General features: G+C 71.6%; 13 protein-coding genes. 8 read left to right on the top strand and 5 right to left on the bottom strand.

Features of this window, described 5'->3' with window-relative positions; genetic code table 11:
• Nucleotides 1–4: 4 nt before the first annotated feature.
• Nucleotides 5–2,263 (top strand): cobalamin biosynthesis protein, encoded by a 2,259-nt coding sequence (locus N8J89_RS33310; protein ID WP_283660944.1) that lies wholly within the window; start codon nt 5–7, stop codon nt 2,261–2,263.
• Between the two features lie 478 nt (nt 2,264–2,741).
• On the opposite strand, the gene N8J89_RS33305 is transcribed toward N8J89_RS33310, so the two are convergent.
• Nucleotides 2,742–3,137, bottom strand: a complete 396-nt coding sequence (locus N8J89_RS33305) for a winged helix-turn-helix transcriptional regulator (RefSeq protein WP_283660943.1) — start codon at nt 3,135–3,137, stop codon at nt 2,742–2,744.
• Between the two features lie 101 nt (nt 3,138–3,238).
• On the opposite strand from N8J89_RS33305, the gene N8J89_RS33300 reads away from it, so the two are divergent.
• Both N8J89_RS33300 and cobA read left to right on the top strand, forming a co-directional pair.
• Complete coding sequence (locus N8J89_RS33300) at nt 3,239–4,306, top strand: alkene reductase (protein WP_283660942.1); 1,068 nt, start codon at nt 3,239–3,241, stop codon at nt 4,304–4,306.
• 197 nt (nt 4,307–4,503) lie between these two features.
• Nucleotides 4,504–5,766 (top strand): uroporphyrinogen-III C-methyltransferase, encoded by a 1,263-nt coding sequence (cobA, locus tag N8J89_RS33295; protein WP_283660941.1) that lies wholly within the window; start codon nt 4,504–4,506, stop codon nt 5,764–5,766.
• A 188-nt stretch (nt 5,767–5,954) separates the two neighbouring features.
• On the opposite strand, the gene N8J89_RS33290 is transcribed toward cobA, so the two are convergent.
• From N8J89_RS33290 to yaaA, 3 genes are all read right to left on the bottom strand, one after another.
• Nucleotides 5,955–7,904 carry a DEAD/DEAH box helicase gene (locus N8J89_RS33290; RefSeq protein ID WP_283666312.1) on the bottom strand — a complete coding sequence of 650 codons (1,950 nt, stop codon included), beginning with the start codon at nt 7,902–7,904 and terminating at the stop codon, nt 5,955–5,957.
• A 410-nt stretch (nt 7,905–8,314) separates the two neighbouring features.
• Nucleotides 8,315–9,181 carry a serine protein kinase RIO gene (locus N8J89_RS33285; RefSeq protein ID WP_283660940.1) on the bottom strand — a complete coding sequence of 289 codons (867 nt, stop codon included), beginning with the start codon at nt 9,179–9,181 and terminating at the stop codon, nt 8,315–8,317.
• A 226-nt stretch (nt 9,182–9,407) separates the two neighbouring features.
• Nucleotides 9,408–10,151, bottom strand: coding sequence for a peroxide stress protein YaaA (gene yaaA / locus N8J89_RS33280; protein ID WP_283660939.1), 744 nt, complete (start codon nt 10,149–10,151; stop codon nt 9,408–9,410).
• 75 nt (nt 10,152–10,226) lie between these two features.
• Here yaaA and N8J89_RS33275 point away from each other — a divergent pair, with 75 nt between their 5' ends.
• Nucleotides 10,227–11,243: a GNAT family N-acetyltransferase gene (locus N8J89_RS33275; RefSeq protein WP_283660938.1), complete on the top strand. Its 1,017-nt coding sequence runs from the start codon at nt 10,227–10,229 to the stop codon at nt 11,241–11,243.
• Between the two features lie 7 nt (nt 11,244–11,250).
• Here the strand turns inward: N8J89_RS33275 and N8J89_RS33270 are convergent, their stop codons facing one another.
• The gene (locus tag N8J89_RS33270) at nt 11,251–11,634 is read right to left on the bottom strand and encodes a VOC family protein (protein WP_283660937.1); all 384 of its coding nucleotides are present in this window, start codon (nt 11,632–11,634) and stop codon (nt 11,251–11,253) included.
• Between the two features lie 123 nt (nt 11,635–11,757).
• Here N8J89_RS33270 and N8J89_RS33265 point away from each other — a divergent pair, with 123 nt between their 5' ends.
• The 4 genes from N8J89_RS33265 to N8J89_RS33250 all read left to right on the top strand — a co-directional run bounded on the left by N8J89_RS33265 (nt 11,758) and on the right by N8J89_RS33250 (nt 18,028).
• Nucleotides 11,758–13,506, top strand: a complete 1,749-nt coding sequence (locus tag N8J89_RS33265) for a proline--tRNA ligase (RefSeq protein WP_283660936.1) — start codon at nt 11,758–11,760, stop codon at nt 13,504–13,506.
• 39 nt (nt 13,507–13,545) lie between these two features.
• Nucleotides 13,546–14,922, top strand: coding sequence for a type I glutamate--ammonia ligase (locus N8J89_RS33260; RefSeq protein WP_283660935.1), 1,377 nt, complete (start codon nt 13,546–13,548; stop codon nt 14,920–14,922).
• Nucleotides 14,923–16,056: an amidohydrolase family protein gene (locus N8J89_RS33255; RefSeq protein ID WP_283660934.1), complete on the top strand. Its 1,134-nt coding sequence runs from the start codon at nt 14,923–14,925 to the stop codon at nt 16,054–16,056.
• 91 nt (nt 16,057–16,147) lie between these two features.
• Nucleotides 16,148–18,028 carry a Xaa-Pro dipeptidyl-peptidase gene (locus N8J89_RS33250; RefSeq protein ID WP_283660933.1) on the top strand — a complete coding sequence of 627 codons (1,881 nt, stop codon included), beginning with the start codon at nt 16,148–16,150 and terminating at the stop codon, nt 18,026–18,028.
• Nucleotides 18,029–18,187: the final 159 nt, after the last annotated feature.

Below are 18,187 nucleotides of genomic sequence, written 5' to 3'. Positions count from 1 at the left end.
GCGCGTGATCGGGCTGTTCGCGGCGAGCGCCGCCGGAAGGCAAGCCGCCGCTGAACTCGCCGGCCGCCTCGGCCCGGCCGCCGTCCTCGCCGACGGCCCCATCCGCCCCGCCCTGGAACGCCTGTGGCCCCAGTTGGACGCCGCGGTCTTCCTGCTCGCCACCGACTCGGCCATCCGCCTGGTCGCCCCCCTGCTGCGGGAACGCCACAACGACCCGGCCGTGGTCTGCGTCGACGAGGCCGAACGCTTCGCCGTGGCCCTCATCGACGGCCCAGCGGGCAACGCCCGTGACCTGGCCGCGCAGGTGGCCGAGATCCTCGGCGGCACCGCCGTGGTCACCGCCGCCGACCACGCCACCGGCACCACCCCACTGGACGACCTGGTCGAACTCCTCGACGCCGCGGTGGACGGCGACCTCACCGCCTGCGGCGCCGCCGTCCTGGCCGGCGAACGCGTCCGCCTGGCCAACCCCCTCGGCTTCCCCCTGCCCGCCCTGCCGTCCAACGTCCTACTCGCCAACGCCCCCCTGGGCGACGAAAGTCCACAGTGGACGATTCTGCTGGACGACCGCCTGCCCAGCCCCGAACCCGACGGCCACGTGCTGCGCATCGTCCCGCGCACCCTGATCGTCGGCGTCGGCTCCACCAGCGGTGTGTCCACCACCGCTGTCACCACCGCGGTCGCCGCCCTGACCGATGAGCACCGCCTGGACCACCGCGCCATCCTCGCCTTCGCCACTGTCGAGGCGAAGGCCACCGAACCCGGCATCCTCGAAGCGGTCGAGGACCACGGCTTCTGGACCGCCCGCACCCCCCGCCTGCTACACTACGCGGCCACCATCCTGGCCGCCATCCCCGTGCCCAACCCCAGCCCGCACACCCACACCACCACCGGCACCCCCAGCGTCGCCGAAGCCGCCGCCCTGCACGCCGCCACCACCCTCGCCCACGGCGCCCCCACCGAACTCGCCGCCGAGAAAACCATCCGCGGCAACGTCACCGTCGCCGCCGCCCGCATCCGCCCGAGGGGCCGCCTGGCCGTGATCGACCTCGGCCCCGGCAGCCCGGACCTCCGCGTCCCCCGCGCCGAGACCGAACTACGCAAGGCCGCCGTGGTAGTCGGCACCGAGGACACCCTCAACCAGGTCCGCACCCTGGTCCGCCCCGGCACCGAACTCTGGTCCAGCGGCAACCCGGACGAAGCGGCCCGCCAGGCAGTCGAGCTGGCCACCACCGGCCGCGCCGTGGCCCTGCTGAGCCCAACGGCCCCAGCCATCGGCCCAGAAGTCACCGTGGTCACCGTCCCGGGCCTGTCCCCAGCAGCGGTCGCGGCAACCACATTGCTGAGCACTCCAGCCAACGCCTCACCGAGCGGCAGCGCGCACCAGACCGCCGAGCCACCCCACCCGGACGCCACCCCGGACGCCAACACCGAGCCGACCGCGAACGCCGACCCACTCCCGGCCAGCTCCCAGTCCGGCAGCACCCCAACGCACGCAGACACCCCGACGCACGCAGAGCCACCACCAGGCGCGGAGGCATCTCCGCACGCGGGGTCGCCGCCCCATGCAGAGGTACGGCCGCACGCAGAGGCACGGCCACCCGCTGGGCCACCGCCCCACTCGGAGGCAGCACCCCACGCGGAAGTAGCACCCCACGCAGAGACATCGCCGCACGCAGAGGCACCACCGCACGCAGAGGCACCACCGCACGCGGACATGCCACCGCATGCCGACATGCCGCTGCAGGTGGGCATCCCACCGCATGCAGGTGTGCCGCCGCACCGAGGCCCGCAAGCAGCCCCCGACGCGGCGTCAGCCCTTGGCGCAGCACCGCATCCCGACGCCTCGTCACACCCCGGCACGGCACCGCGTCTCACTGCGGCGCTCTCCCCGGGCGCGGCGTCGGATGTGCACGCGGCACCTCATGGCGGCGCGACTGCGCCCGGCGGCCACATCGAGCTGACCCTGTCCGCGACCGAACCGTGGCCCGTACAGGAACAGCGCCTGCGTGTGCTCGCCGCGAGCGATCTGCCGTTGCGGCTGAGTCCCACGACCGCCTGGCGAACCTGGGCGGACGAGGTCCTCTCGGTTTTGGTGGAGTCCCGCGGACCGAACACCCCTGCCGGTGTGGTCCGCGACCCGGGCCGGTCCGATCAGACCGCCCGGTGGATTCCGCTGGCCGAGTTGGACCCGGCCGATTTCGACGCTAGCACCGCCGTCGTGATCGGTGTTCCGGTTGTCCACAGGGGTGCGCGGAGCTGAGGAAATCGCGCCAGCGGGAACCGGTCGCGTGTGCGAGTTCAGCCGAATGTGTACCCGGGCGCCGGGAACTCGCTGGTTTGGTCACTTCTGTGGCCGTGACCGTCGTGTGATCGTCGCTGCACGTGTTTCCGCAGGGTCTGGCGAATCCAACTTCCGTGCAGTTGACCAGCTGGTTGGCCGCGTGTTGGCATTGAGTCAGCACCGGGACGTAGTCGGGCCAGACTCGGGGAGGTCGAGAAACGGGCCTGTCACGGCAGGCAAGTGGTGGCCACTGCGGCACGTGTAGTGGCGAATGATTATCCGAAGCCCCCCGACGCCACGGTGCCGAAGAACCGAGTGTGAAGTGGTAATCCGCGACGTGTTCGCGGCGGGCGGTCAATTCCGCATCCAGTGTGCTGATCGCGCCGAAGAGAGACCGCTCTGCCTGCCCCATCCGCCGCCCGGGGCAGGCAGAGCTTTTTCTGTTTCCGAATAAGACTCAGCTTTGTCTGGCTGGTTCCGTCGCCGCGGACTCGGCGGACTCGGCTGCTTTGGCCGCGGCGTAGGCGGCCTTCTGTTCGGGCGTGGAGTGCCGGTGCGCCCAGTCGCCGAGCAGGGTCACCACGTCGGCCAGCTCGCGTCCCTTGTCCGTCAGCCGGTACTCGATGCGCACCGGCCGGGTCGGTTCCACATGCCGGGTGACGATGCCCTCGCTCTCCAGCTCCTTCAGCCGGATCGACAGCAGCCGGTCGGTCAGGTCGGGGATGGTCTCGGTCAACTCCGAGAAGCGGGTCCGGCCGGCCAGCATGGCGCGCACGATCGCCCCGGTCCACCGGCGACCGAGCACCTCCATGGCGTCCTGGAACTGCGGACAGTAGGGGGTGATCTGGTCCATTTGCGCAGCTTACCTCCGATTAGCGCCTTCCGCTTGACAAGCTCACCTTTCATCAGGATGCTTACGATAGGTAAGTCAGTGGGCAACCTTGGAGGAAGTACGTGAGCATCCTGTTCGACGAGACGAAGGTCGGCGGTCTGGGCTTGGCGAACCGCATCGTCATGTCCCCGATGACGCGCAACCGTGCCGACCGGGCCGGGGTGCCCACCGACCTGATGGTCACCTACTACGCCCAGCGCGCGGGCGCCGGATTGATCGTCACCGAGGGCACCCAGCCGTCGGCGATCGGCCAGGGTTACGTGACCACGCCCGGTCTGCACACCGAGGAGCAGGTCGCGGGCTGGCGGCGGGTCATCGACGCCGTGCATGACAAGGGCGGGCGCATCTTCATCCAGCTCATGCACACCGGCCGCGTCGGCCACCCCGCGCTGCACGACGGCGAATCGCAGGTCGCGCCGTCCCCGGTGCTCCTGGAAGGGCAGACCTACACCTACGAGGGCCCGCTCGACAACGAACCGCCGCGTGAGCTGACCACCGCCGAGATCGAGCAGACCGTCCGCGACTTCGCCGAGGCCGCGCGCAACGCGATCTGCGCCGGCGCCGACGGTGTCGAACTGCACGGCGCGAACGGCTACCTGATCCACCAGTTCCTGGCCGGCAACACCAACCAGCGCACTGACAAGTACGGCGGCTCGGTGGACAACCGCATCCGGTTCGCCGTCGAGGTCGCCACCGCGGTCGCCGAGGCCATCGGTCCGGAGCGTGTCGGCTTGCGCATCTCGCCGGCGAACACCTTCAACGGAACCGCCGAGACCGACACCGAGGAGCTGTACCCGGCGCTGCTGCGCGAGATCGCCTCGCTCAACCTGGCGTACCTGCACATCGTGGAGAGCGCTGGCCGCGAGTTCACCCAGAAGCTGCGCGCGCAGTGGCCGGGTGTTGTCATCCTCTCCCCGGTCAACGACGGCCTGCCGACCGGCAAGGAGCACGGTGAGCAGGCGATCGCCGACGGCGCGAGCGACCTGGTCGCCTTCGGCAGGCATTTCCTGGCCAACCCGGACCTGCCGGAGCGGTTCCGCACTGGTGCGGAGCTGAACGAGGCGGACCCGGCCACCTTCTACGGCGGCGACCACCGCGGTTACACCGACTACCCGGCGCTGACCAGCTGATCGGCGCTGGCCGGTTGATCGACGTTGATCGGCTGACAGAGCTGGCCGGCTGACAAGCTGGCCGAGGAGGGGCGACCGAGGGTCGTCCCTCCTCATGTCAGCACGATGAATATTCCACTTGGCGGCGGCTATGGTCATCGACACAGCTCGGTGACGTGATCGTGGACTTCGCCTCGTGCCCGGGCATGCTGTCTGCCATGCACGCAGAGCACCACTATCTGGCCGGGCTGGACCTCACCGGCCGCCGGGTTGTCGTCATCGGCGCCGGGACCGTCGCCCAGCGCCGCCTGCCCAGGTTGGTCGCGGTCGGCGCGGCGGTCGAAGTGATCGCCCCCGAGGCGACTCCCGCGGTGGATGCCATGGCCCAGTCCGGCGAGATCACCTGGACCCGGCGGCGCTACGCCGAGGGCGACCTGGACGCCGCCTGGTACGCGCTGGCCTGCGCGGACGACCCGGAGGTCAACGCTGCGGTGGTCGCCGAGGCCGAGGCGCGGCGGGTGTTCTGCGTGCGCGCTGACATCGGCGCCAAGGGCACCGCGGTCACGCCCGCGATGGGGGAGCACGACGGGCTGCTGTTCGGGGTGCTCTCCGGTGGACGGCCGTTGCGCTCCGCCGCGGTGCGCGACACCGTGCTGGACGCGTTGCGCACCGGGCAGCTCGACGACGCCCACGAGCGCACCGCCGAGCGGGCCGGTGAGGACAGCGAGGCCGGTGAGCTGCCGGGTGTCGCGCTGGTCGGCGGTGGACCCGGTGACCCGGAGCTGATCACCGTGCGCGGCCGGCGGCTGCTGGCCAGGGCGGATGTGGTGGTCGCCGACCGGCTGGCCCCGCGTGAGCTGCTGGAGGACCTGCCGCCGCAGGTCGAGGTCGTCGACGCGGCCAAGATCCCGTATGGGCGCGCCGCCAGCCAGGAGTTCATCAACCGGACCCTGATCGAGAACGCGCTGGCCGGGAAGTTCGTCGTCCGCTTGAAGGGCGGCGACTCCTATGTCTTCGGACGCGGTTTCGAGGAGCTCATCGCCTGCGCCGAGGCCGGTGTGCCAGTCACCGTGGTGCCGGGGGTGACCAGCGCGTTCGCCGTGCCCGCGCTGGCGGAGGTGCCGGTGACGCACCGCGGGGTGGCGCACGAGGTGGTGGTGGTCTCCGGGCACGTCGCGCCGGATGACCCGCGTTCGCTGGTGGACTGGTCGCTGCTGGCGCGGATGCGCGGCACGCTCGTGCTGCTGATGGCGGTGGAGCGGGCCGAGGCGTTCGCCGCCGCATTGGTGGAGCACGGCAGGCCCGCGGACACGCCGGTCGCGGTGATCCAGGAAGGCGCGACGCGGAGCCAGCGCGTGCTGCGCTGCACGCTCGACGGGCTGGGCGCGGCGGTCAGGGACGAGGACATCCGGCCGCCCGCGATCATCGTGGTCGGGCCGGTCGCGGGGCTTGCCGCGGAACTACCCGGCCGCTCCGGCTGAACGGGCGCCGCCGCTCCCGTGCCACGCCGAGCGGCGAACCGCGGGTGCACCGAGCGATCCGGGCGCTGAGCGATCCGGGCTCCAAGCGCTGAGCGCCCGACCGGACCCCAGCCGCAGCACGCACAAAGAGAACGGCCCCGGCGCCAGATGATTGGCGCCGGGGCCGTCCCCGTCAGTACTGCTGTTGGTCAGCGACCCGCGCTCGGGCGGCGGGTGGCGCCACCGGTGTGCCTGCGCGGCTGCCAGCCGCCGCGGTTGGCGCTCGGGCGGCCCTCGCCGCGCCAGCCCTCGCCGCCGGCGCGCCGGTTGTCGCCACCGGAACGGTTCTCGGTGCGGTAGCGGCTGTCGCCACCGCCACTGCCGCCCGTGCTGTGCCGGCTCTCCGAGCGGGTGTTGTCATAACGGCTCTCGCCACCGGCGCGGTTGTCCGAGCGGTAGCGGTTGTCACCGCCGCGGTAGCCGCCGGTGCGCTCACCGGTGCCGCGGTTGTCGCCGTAGGAGGAGCGGTTCTCGCCGTAGGAGCCGCCGTTGCGGTTCTCCGGGTAGCGGTTGCCGTAGGAGCGGTTCTCCCGGTAGCCACCCTCGCGGGTGTCCCTGGCCGCACCGTCCCTGGGGGCAGCGTCCCTGGCGGCGCCGTCGCGGTAGCCGCCCTGACGCGGGCCGCGGTGGTCGTCGTTGCGGCGGTAGTTGTCGCCGCCCCGGTAACCCTCGGCGCTGCGGTAGCCGCCGCCGTTGCCCCGGTACTCGCCACGCTCCTGCGAGCGGTTGTCAGCACCGCGATTGGCCTCGTAACGGCCCTCGCCGCCCTCGCGCCGCGTCTCGGTGAAGTCCCGGCGGGAGGCCCCGCCACGCTCGTCGGTGCTCGGCTTGAAGCGGTTCGGACGACCACCCTGGCCACGGTCACCCCAGCTGCTGCGACCGCGGTAGCCGCCGCTCTCGCCGCGCTCCGGCCGGTCACCGAACTTGCGGCGGCCCTGCGGGCGCTCCGGCTCGTCCGGGATCGCCACGCCACTGGGCTCGCGGGCGCCGGTCAGCTCGATCAGCGCCTGGTCGCCGGGGCGGACCTTGGTGGTCACCGGGCTGACGCCGGCCTTGCCGGTCATCGCCTGCACCGAGCGGCGCTGGTTGTGCAGCGCCAGGGTGACCACGGTGCCGGACTCGCCGGCGCGGGCGGTGCGCCCGGCGCGGTGCAGGTAGTCCTTCGGGTCGGCCGGGGGGTCCACGTGCAGCACCAGGCTGACGCCGTCGACGTGGATGCCGCGGGCGGCGACGTCGGTGGCGACCAGCACCGGGGCGATGCCCTCGCGGAACTCGGCCAGCGTGCGGGTGCGCGCGCCCTGGGTCTTGCCGCCGTGCAGCGCGCCGGCGCGAACGCCCAGGCTGCGCAGCTTCTTGGTCAGGCGGTCCACGGTGTGCTTGGTCCGCACGAACATGATCGTGCGGCCCTCACGGGCGCCGACCTCGGCCACGATGGTGTTCTTGTCCTCGGCGGAGATCAACAGCACGTGGTGGTCCATGGTGGTCACGCTCGCCGAGGAAGGCGCGGTCGAGTGCGTGACCGGGTTCTTCAGGTACTGGCGGACCAGCTTGTCCACATCACCGTCGAGGGTCGCGGAGAACAGCAGCCGCTGACCATTCGGGGCGACCAGGTCGAGCAGCTCGCGGACCTGGGGCAGGAAGCCCATGTCGGCCATCTGGTCGGCCTCGTCCAGCGCGGTCACGGTGACCTCGGACAGGTCCGCGGTGCCCTGGCGCACGTGGTCGGCCAGTCGGCCGGGCGTGGCGATCAGCAGGTCGACGCCGCGGCGCAGCGCGCTGATCTGCTTCGGGAACGAGGTGCCCCCGACGACCATGCGGCAGCTGAGGCCGAGCGCGTCGGCATAGTCGGTGAGCGAGTCCTGCACCTGCATGGCCAGCTCACGGGTCGGCACCAGCACCAGGCCACGCGGCTGGCGCGGCTTCGCGTGCGAGCCCGCGAGACGGGTCAGCATCGGCAGGCCGAAGGCCAGGGTCTTGCCGGAACCGGTCTGACCACGGCCGAGCACGTCCTTGCCGGCGAGCGCGTCCGGCATCGCGGCGGCCTGGATCGGGAACGGGGTGATGATGCCCTTGCGCGTCAGCGTCTGCACCAACTGGATGGGCAGGCCAAGCTCGCTGAAGGAAGGAACCGCCTGCTCGACGACGCCGGCAGCGTCTTCAGGGCGAGCGGGACTGACAGATGTGTCAACGGACACAGATGACCTCCGAGACGTGGCACGTCTCGGGGATGCCCCACGCCATGGATGGCGGTTCGGGAGCTGATCGCAAGGACGAGCCCGGCGCGTTGCGCGCCTCTGGTGGGTGTGGTTGGCACCACGGGCCGTTCATGTGGCCGGGCGGGGACATGTGTCGTCCGCCCGATCGCGGTACCCGATCAGTGTAGCTGGTGTCCGGAGAAGCTCCGCACCGATCCAGCTCCTAGTGAGCCAGCTAACGTCAGCACTGGTCAGCGTAGGGGCGGCCCGGCGGACGCGCGTTGCCCACCGGACCGCCCTGACAACTCAGCCGATCAACGGATTCCGGCCTCTCTGGCCAGCAGCTCGACCAGCCATTCCGGGTCGGCCACCGCGGGTGGCATGCCGCGGCTGACAAACCAGTCGCACACCCCGCGCACATCGCGCTCCAGGTAGCTGCCCGCCGCCGGGTTGGCGACCAGGTCCACCGCCTGCGGCAGGTCGATCAGCACCAGCCGCCCGCGGTGCACGAGCAGGTTGAACGCGGACAGGTCGCCGTGGGTCAGGCCTTGTCCGGCCAGCTCCAGCAGCGCCTGGACCAGCTGCCGCCACAGGCCGCGCAGCTCGTCGGGGTCCGGGCGCAGCTGGGCCAGCCGGGGCGCGGCGGTGCCGTCGGGCTCGCCAAGGAACTCCAGCAGCAGCTCGGTGTTGGCCAGCTGCACCGGGTACGGCACCGGCACACCGGCCAGCCACAACCGGCTGAGCACGGCGAACTCGGCGACCGCCCACTGCTGGCTGATCACGTCGCGGCCGAAGGAGGTGCGTTGCTGCATCGCGCGCATCTGCCGCGACTCGGCGACCTTGCGACCGTCCAGGTACCCGGCGTCGCGGTGGAACATGCGGTGCTCGCGAGCCCGGTACCGCTTGGCGGCCAGCAGACAGGAGGTCCCGTCCGCGCCGGTCCGCTCGATCAGGTGCACGTCGGCTTCCTTGCCGGTCTTGAGCACACCCAGCTCGACGTCGGTGACGTCCGGGTCGGTCACCAGCCATTCCGGAATCGGCGCTGGTCCGCGTTCGGACCGGGAGAGCTCCTCGAACCGCCGTCGCCGGGTCGCGTCGCGCGGCTCCTCGTCGTCGAAGCGCTTCTTGCGACGCGGAGTGCGGGTGGAACTGAAGGCGTTGTCGTACTCGTGCCTGCGCACGCTGGGTCTCCTAGGTGACTACACCCCAGCCGCGCGCGGAGAAGAGGTCAGCGACCGGCGGGGAGAACGGGCGGGCAGCGGCGGACCGCGCCCATGGCGACAGTCAGTTCCATCTGTCCCACCTCCTCGACCCAGCCGGTGTGCTCACCGGCGCAAGTGCGTGCGAAGGGCAGCATGCCCACCACCGGCGCGCCGCACAACCGAATTACTTGTCAGCAGCGACTCATCAGCCGCTGACAATCACATCCAGCGCCTGGTCCCCGGCCCGCTCCACCCGCATACCCGCCGCCACCGCGACCTTGCGCACTGCCTCCACCGTGCCCGGCTCGGACCGGGACACCGCCAGCGCCCGCGCCAGCCTGCCCTTGTGCGACTTGTTGTGGTGGCTGACCACGGTCCGCTTGCCGCGCGCGTCCTCGGTCAGCACCCGCACCGCCACCGCGCCCGGTACCTTCGCCAGGTTCGCGTAGACCCCGGACCGCAGATCCACCACCAGCCCGTGCACCGCGGCCAGCGCGGGCTCCAGCGCGGGCCGCCACAGCGAGCCCAACGGCCCGATCGCGGGCAGCACACTGCCGCCGGAGAGCCGGTAGGCCGGGATCCGGTCGTCAGCGGCGAGCACCCCGAACAGCGCCGAACCCACCGCGAGCCGCGCGTTCGCCCTGGCCAGCTCCGCCTTGGTGAACGCGGCCACGTCCAGGGCGTCGTAGAGCACCCCGGTGTAGCGCCGCAGCGCGGGCAGCGTCGGCGCGCGCCGCAGCTCGGCGTTGCGCTCCACCTCACCGGCCTGCCGCGCGGACAGACCCAGCGCGGCCAGGCTGGCCGGCACATCGGCTGACAACTCCACCAGCGCGTCCAACAACTTCTCCCGCACCGGGTTCAGCTCGGGCGCGAACAGCCCGTCCACCGCGAGCGCGGGCCCGTCGCCACCGGGCGCCTTGGTTTCCGAAGGGGGGAGCAGAACCAGCACCAACGCACCCTATCCGGGGACCGCGCCGGGAAATTCAGTCGTCACCTCCTCGAGTGGTCCCTACCTTCATTGGTCATGCGGACCTCCGGCACGGATCTCGTTCATCGGCCCCTCACCACGGCCGACACGCCGGCCTGGGCCGAGCTGAGCGCGGCCGTGGCCAAGACCGACCCCGGCGCCGAGGAGTTCTCCGCGAGCGAGCTCGCCGAGGACCTGACCGTGCCCGGCTTCGACCCGGCCGCCGACTCGCTCGGCGTCTTCCACGGCGAGAGGCTGGTCGCGGTCGCCCTGGTCCACCGCAAACCCACCGGTGAGCCCGAGCTGTGGTACCGGCTGGACGCCGACGTGCACCCCGACTACCGCCGCCGCGGCATCGGCGCCAACCTGCTGCGCTGGCAGCGCGAACGCGCCAGGCAGATGCACCGCGACAGCGGCAGCCCGCTGCCCGGCTTCGTCGCCGCGGGCCGCCACCAGGACGCCGCGGACCACGAGAAGATCCTCACCGCCGCCGGCATGGAGCCGGTGCGCTGGTTCTTCGACATGGAATGCGACCTGACCACACCCCCGGCCACCGCGCCGATGCCCGAAGGCCTGCACCTGACGGACTTCCCGGTCAGCGAGGACGAGGCGGTCCGGCTCGCCCACGTGGAGGCCTTCGGCGACCACTGGGGCAGCCCCTACGCCGACCCCGAGCACTGGCAGCACCACTTCGTCGGCTCCAGCCAGTTCCGCCGCGACCTGTCCAGGGTGGCCTACGACGGTGACCAGATCGCCGGGTACGTGCTCTGCTTCCAGGGCGAGCACGACCGCGGCGCCCACGGTCAGGAACGGGTGTGGCTCGGCGACATCGGCGTGCGACGGCCCTGGCGCCGCCGCGGCCTGGCCGCCGCGATGATCGCCGACGTGCTCGCCCGCTTCGTCGAAGCCGGGGTGCCGCGCGCGGTGCTCGGCGTGGACGCGGACAACCCGACCGGCGCGCTCGGCGTGTACCGGCGCGCCGGGTTCGTGGTCACCCAGCGCTGGGTCAGCCACGGCGAACGACTGGCGCCCGCCACCGGCGAACCGCGACCGCCGGAGCGCGACCAGCGCTGAGCCGTCCTCAGCTCGCGGCGGTCAGCTCGCCGTGGTCGGCGATGCAGAACTCGTTGCCCTCCGGATCGGCCAGCACGGTCCAGGCCAGGCCCGGCACCTCGTGCGTGGCCAGCACCTTCGCGCCCAGCCCGACCACCCGCTCGATCTGCCCGGCCGGGTCCACGCCGCCGAGGTCGATGTGCACCCGGTTCTTGCCCGCTCGCTCCTCGGGCACCTTCTGGAACCCGAGCACGGTCGCGCCGGGCACGGGCGGCGCGGTGATCACGTAGTCGCCGTAGTCGACCGAGATCGACGTGCCCAGCACCTGGGTCCAGAACCCGGCCAGCGCCTGCGGATCCGCGCAGTCGATGGTCACCATGCCAATGCTCAAACTCGCTGTCTGCTCTGCCATGCGGCGCACGCTAGACCCCGCCACCGACAACCCGCCTGCGCTGCGCGGATACCCTTCACTACGCTTCCGTGCGCGCCCAGTCACACCGCGCCCACCCGACACCGAAACCCCAGGAGTCCCGTCGTGATCACCAGGATGTCGTCGTTGTTCCTGCGCACGCTGCGTGAGGATCCGGCGGACGCCGAGGTGCCGAGCCACAAGCTGCTCGTGCGCGCAGGCTACGTCCGCAGGGTCGCCCCGGGCATCTTCTCCTGGCTGCCGCTCGGTTACCGGGTGCTGCGCAACGTGGAGAAGGTCGTCCGCGAGGAGATGGACGCCATCGGCGGCCAGGAGGTGCACTTCCCCGCGCTGGTGCCCCGCGAGCCCTACGAGGCCACCAACCGCTGGACCGAGTACGGCGACACCCTCTTCCGGCTCAAGGACCGCAAGCGGGCGGACTACCTGCTCGGGCCCACCCACGAGGAGCTGTTCACCCTCATGGTCAAGGGCGAGTACGGCTCCTACAAGGACTACCCGGCCGTGCTCTACCAGATCCAGAACAAGTACCGGGACGAGGCGCGCCCGCGGGCGGGCATCCTGCGCGGCCGTGAGTTCGTCATGAAGGACTCCTACTCCTTCGACCTCGACGACGAGGGCCTCAAGCGCTCCTACGAGCTGCACCGCGAGGCCTACATCCGGATCTTCGACCGGCTCGGCCTCAAGTACGTGATCGTCTCCGCGGTCTCCGGCGCGATGGGCGGCTCGGCCTCCGAGGAGTTCCTGGCCGAGAGCGAGACCGGCGAGGACACGTTCGTGCGGTCCCTGGAGTCCGGCTACGCGGCCAACGTCGAGGCCGTCACCACTCCGGTGCCCCCGGCTCGCCCGATCGAGGGGCTGCCCGCGGCCCAGGTGCACCACACGCCGAACACGCCGACCATCGAGACCCTGGTCGACTTCCTCAACGCCGCCGGTCTCGGCCGCGAGTTCACCGCGGCGGACACGCTGAAGAACGTCATGGTCAAGGTGCGCAAGCCCGGCGACGCCGAGTGGCAGCTGCTGGCCGTGGGCGTGCCCGGTGACCGCGAGGTCGACTTCAAGCGCCTGGAGGCCTCGGTCGCGCCGCTGGAGGTCGCGCTGCTGGAGGAGGCGGACTTCAAGGCCAACCCCTGGCTGGTCAAGGGCTACATCGGCCCGAAGGCCATCCAGGACAACGGGGTCCGCTACCTCGCCGACCCGCGCATCGTCACCGGCACCGCCTGGGTGACCGGCGCGGACCAGGCCGACCACCACGTCGTCGACCTGGTCGCCGGCCGCGACTTCACCCCGGACGGCGTGATCGAGGCCGCCGAGGTCCGCGCGGGCGACCCCTCGCCGGACGGCGCGGGCACCCTGGTCACGGCACGCGGCATCGAGATCGGCCACATCTTCCAGCTCGGCCGCAAGTACGCCGACGCCTTCGGCCTGGACGCGCTCGGCCCGGACAGCAAGCCGGTCCGGATCACCATGGGCTCCTACGGCATCGGCGTCTCCCGCGCGGTCGCCGCGGTCGCCGAGCAGAGCTACGACGAGCGCGGCCTGATCTGGCCACGCGAGATCGCGCCCGCCGACGTGCACGTGGTCATCGCGGGCAAGGACGAGACCCTGCGCGAGGGCGGCGAGAAGCTGGCCGCCGAGCTGGACGCCCAGGGCATCCGGGTGATCCTGGACGACCGCACCGCCTCGCCAGGGGTGAAGTTCGCCGACGCGGAGCTCATCGGCGTGCCCACCATCGTGGTGGTCGGGCGCGGCCTGGCCAACGGCGTGGTCGAGGTCAAGGACCGGCGTTCCGGCGAGCGCGAGGACGTGCCGCGCGAGGAGGCCGTGGCGAAGCTGGTCGCCCTGGTGCGCGGCTGAATCTGGCGTGACACCCAGGCACCGGGTACACCTGCGTAGGTGACTGCGCAGCTACCCCTGGACGCCAACGGCGTGGACGAACTGGCGGCTCGCCTGCGGGCGGGGGGCATCGACCTGATCGCACTGTCCTTTGTGGACAACGCGGGGATCGCGCGGGTCAAGGCGGTGCCCACCCGCAGGCTGCCGGCGGCCGTCCGGCACGGGGTGGGCGCCTCGCCCTGCTTCGAGACCTTCACCTGCGACGACCGGCCGCTGGTCGGCAAGTACCTCGGCGGACCTGACGGCGACCTGCGGCTCATCCCGGACCTGGACCGGCTGGTGCCACTGGCCGGGCAGACCGGCTGGGCGCTGGCCCCCGCCACCAAGTTCACCCAGGACGGTGAGGTCTTCACCGCTTGTCAGCGCAGCTTCGCGGCCCGGCAGGTCGCCGCGGCGGCCGAGCTCGGCCTGGAGCTGCGGATGGCGTTCGAGACCGAGTGGCAGGTCGGGCTGCCCGGCGCCGGCGTGGAGTTCGTGCCCGCGTTCGAGGGGCCGGGCTACGGGCTGTCCCGGTTGTCCGCGGTCGCCGACTACGCGCGTGAACTGGTGCAGGTGCTCGACCGGCAGGAGATCCAGGTCGAGCAGTTCCACCCCGAGTACGCGCCCGGCCAGCTGGAGCTGTCCATCGAGCCGAACGACCCGGTGGCCGCGGCCGACGACGTGCTGCTGGTCCGGCACACCATCCGCAGGCTCACCGCGGCGCACGGCTGGCGGGCCAGCTTCGCACCGACCGCGATCGCGGGCCGTTCCGGCTCCGGCGCCCATGTTCACCTGTCCGTGCACGGCAAGGATGGACCCGTGTTCTCCGGTGGGCCGGGTCGCCACGGTCTGCGACCGGTGGGGGAGGCGTTCCTGGCAGGGGTGCTGCGCGAGCTGCCCGCGCTGCTGGCCATCGGCGCCGGGAACCCGGCCAGCTTCCTACGGCTGCAGCCCTCGTTCTGGGCCGGGGCCTGGCAGTGCTGGGGCCGGGAGACCAGGGAGGCGGCGCTGCGGTTCATCACCCCCTCGGCCGGTCAGCGGGTCAGCGCGGCCAACGCCGAGGTCAAGAGCTTCGACGCCACCGCCAACCCGTACCTGGTGGTCGGCGGCATCATCGCGGCCGGACTCGCGGGCGTGCGCGCCGAGCTGACCCTGCCACCGGAGATCACCGGCGACCCGGTCGCCATGACCGAGGACCAGCGCGCCGCCTCCGGAGTGCACCGGCTGCCGACCTCGGTGCTCGCCGCCGCGGACGCGCTCGCCGGCTCAGAGGTCCTGGCCGAGGCACTGGGCGCGCCGCTGCACGACGCGATCCTCACCGTGCGCCGCGGCGAGGCCGAACGCTTCGCCGAGGCCGACCCCGAGGAGATCGTCGCGCGCACCCGCTGGCTGTTCTGAATGATCACCGACGAGGTGGTCCTGCTCGACCACCACTGCCACGGCGTGGTCGACGCCGACCTGGACCGGCCCGCCTTCGAGGCGCTGCTCACCGAAGCGCCCACGGCGCACCCTGGCCGCAGCGGCTTCGACTCGCTGCTCGGCGCGGCCGTGCTGCGCTGGTGCGCCCCGCTGCTGGATCTGGAACCGCACTGCGACCCCGAGCGCTACCTCGCGCGACGCTGGGAACTCGGCTGGACCGAGGTCAGCAGGCGGCTGCTGCGTGCGGCCGGGGTCGGCACCTGGCTGGTGGACACCGGGTACAGCTCGGTGTCCCTGACCACCCCCGCCGAGCTGGCCGGACTCGGCGGCGGCGTGGCACACGAGATCCTCCGCCTGGAACAGGTCTTCGAAGAGATCTCCAGAGAAGCCGATTCCGCAGTCCTGGCCGAGGCGGTGGAGGCGGCGGTGCGGGCCCGCGGCGCGGACGCGGTCGGGCTGAAGAGCATCGTCGCCTACCGAACCGGCCTCGACCTGCCCGCCCAGCCGCCCTCGGCGGCGGAGTTCACCCGCGCCGCTGACCACTGGCTGCGCGAAGGCGGCGGCAGGCTGGCCGACCCGGTGCTGCTCGGCTGGCTCGCCCACCTGGGCGTGCGGTTAGGTGCCGAGCTCGGCCTGCCGCTGCAACTGCACACCGGCTTCGGCGACCCCGACCTGCGGCTGCACCGCGCCGACCCACTGCTGCTCAGCGACTTCCTTGCCGCCACCCGGCACGGCAGCGCCACCGTGATGCTGCTGCACTGCTGGCCGTTCCACCGCAACGCCGGCTACCTCGCGCACGTCTACGGACAGGTCAGGGTTGACGTCGGACTCGCCGTGCCCTATGTCGGCGAGCGCGCCCACGAGGTGCTCGCCGAGCTGCTGGAACTGGCCCCGTTCAGCTCGGTCTGCTACTCCTCCGACGGCTACGGCCTGCCTGAGCTGCTGTTCCTGGGTGCCAAGCTGTGGCGCCGCGGCCTGGGCCGCCTGGTCGACACCTGGCTCGCCGACGATGCCCTGTCCACCAGGTCCGCCGAACGCCTGGTGCACGGCATCGCCGCGGGCAACGCCACCAAGGTCTACATCCATGTGCGCCCGAATGGAGCAACCGGCTAGGCGGAATCGCCCACGTCGCTTATGTATCTGTTGAAACGCACCTCCTTTAGTTCGTATCTGCTGGTCACAGCGATCTTGTGTGCTGGATCTCATGCGCCCTGCACGCACCACACTGACCCTGCTGACCGCGGTGACCGCCGCGTTCGCGGGCACCCTGGCCGCTCTGCCGGCCACCGCCGCCCCGGCCCCGCCGGGAATGTCCGTCGTCGCCAACGAGACCCAGCCGATCTACTCCCACGCCGAGGCCATCCGCGAGACCGTCTACATCGAGTCCGCGATCGACAGCGACTCCGACGGCAAGCCCGACCGCATCGCCGCCGACGTGATGCGGCCCAAGGAGACCAACACCGCGGGCCTGAAGTCACCGGTTGTCATGGAGGCCAGCCCGTACTACCGCGGCACCACCGCGCGGGAACGCGCCGTCGACGCCGACCGCCAGATCCCCGGCACCGCGCCCCGCGGTTTCGGCCGCTGGTACGACGAGTTCTTCGTGCCGCGCGGCTATGCCGTGGTCGAGGTCGAGATGCAGGGCACCTCGCGCTCCGCGGGCTGCCCGACCACCGGCGGCAAGGAGGACACCGCCTCCATCGCGGCCTCCATCGACTGGCTCAACGGCCGCAAGAAGGCCTTCTACGCCGACGGCAAGCCCGCGGTCGCCTCCTGGAGCACCGGCGCGGTCGGCATGCTCGGCGTCTCCTACAACGGCACCCTGCCCAACGCGGTGGCCACCGCGGGCATCGAGGGCCTCAAGACCATCGTGCCGATCGCGGCCATCTCCAGCTGGTACGACTACACCCGCGACCAGGGCATCGGCTACAGCGGCGGCTGGGACCGGCGCTACCCGGAGTACCTGGCGAACTACGTCGCCAGCGCCGAGGCCAAGACCAGGTGCGCGGCCAAGATCAAGGCCCTCGGCGACAACGCCGGTGACAACACCTTCGACTACACCCCGTTCTGGCAGGAGCGCGACTACCGCCCCAACGCCGCCAACATCAAGGCATCGGTCTTCGTGGTGCACGGCCAGGAGGACTGGAACGTCAAGCCCGGCCACTACTCCAAGCTCTGGTACGAGCTGGTCAAGAACAACATCCCGCGCAAGATCTGGCTGCACCGCGGAGCGCACCTGGACCCGATCGGGTTCCGCCAGGCCGAGTGGCAGAAGGTCATGCACAAGTGGATGGACCACTGGCTGGTCGGCCTGGACAACGGGGTCATGAAGGAGCCGATGGCCGACATCCAGCGCCCCAACGGCGCCTGGGAGACCCACTCCACCTGGCCGCAGGCCGGCACCGCCGACGCCAAGCTGTACTTCGGCCCGGCCGCCGCGGGCGCGGTCGGCTCGCTGAACAAGACCGCGAGCACCGGCACCCAGTCCTTCACCAACAACAGCAGCCAGACCGAGGCCACCGCGGTGTCCACCCCGGAGACCGCCAAGGCCAACCGGCTCGCCTACCTGACTGCCCCGCTGGCCAAGAACACCACCCTGTCCGGCACCACCAAGCTCGACGTCACGGTCACCCCGGACAGCAACAGCACCCCGCTGACCGCGGTGCTCGTCGACTACGGCCCGGCGACCACCACCACGCTGTCTGACAAGACCCCGGAGCAGCTGCTCACCGAGTCCTGCGAGGCGGCTGACCTGGCCATGCGCACCGGCTGCGCGGCCCCACCCGCGGAAAGCCAGGCGGCGGCCACCTACCAGGTGGTCACCAAGGGCTCCATCGACGTGAAGAACCACGCCTCGCTCAAGACCGGCACCGCGCTGACCCCGGGCACCGCCTACCGGGTGCGGTTCGAGCTGCACCCGAAGGACTACGTGTTCCCGGCCGGGCACCGCATCGGCGTGGTCCTGGTGGCCAACCTGAGCAGCTACGTCTCGGTGGACGCCGCCGCCCGCGGCGTCCGGGTGTCCCTGGCCAACAGCAGCATCGACCTGCCCCTGGTCGGCGGCGGCACCGCACTCGGCGGCTGACCGGATGACATCACCCAACAACGGGTAACACCAGGTCAATGGTGGTCCCGTCCGGCAGCGCGCCGGGCGGGACCACCGATCGTTTCGGAGCCAACGTCCACAACCGACAACCCGAAAGTCGTTCAGTTCCGAAACATTGGGCCATTAGGCCGATTCACG

It is taken from the genome of Crossiella sp. CA-258035 (assembly GCF_030064675.1).
GTDB lineage: Bacteria > Actinomycetota > Actinomycetes > Mycobacteriales > Pseudonocardiaceae > Crossiella.
This window is presented reverse-complemented; position numbering and strand designations above follow the sequence as displayed.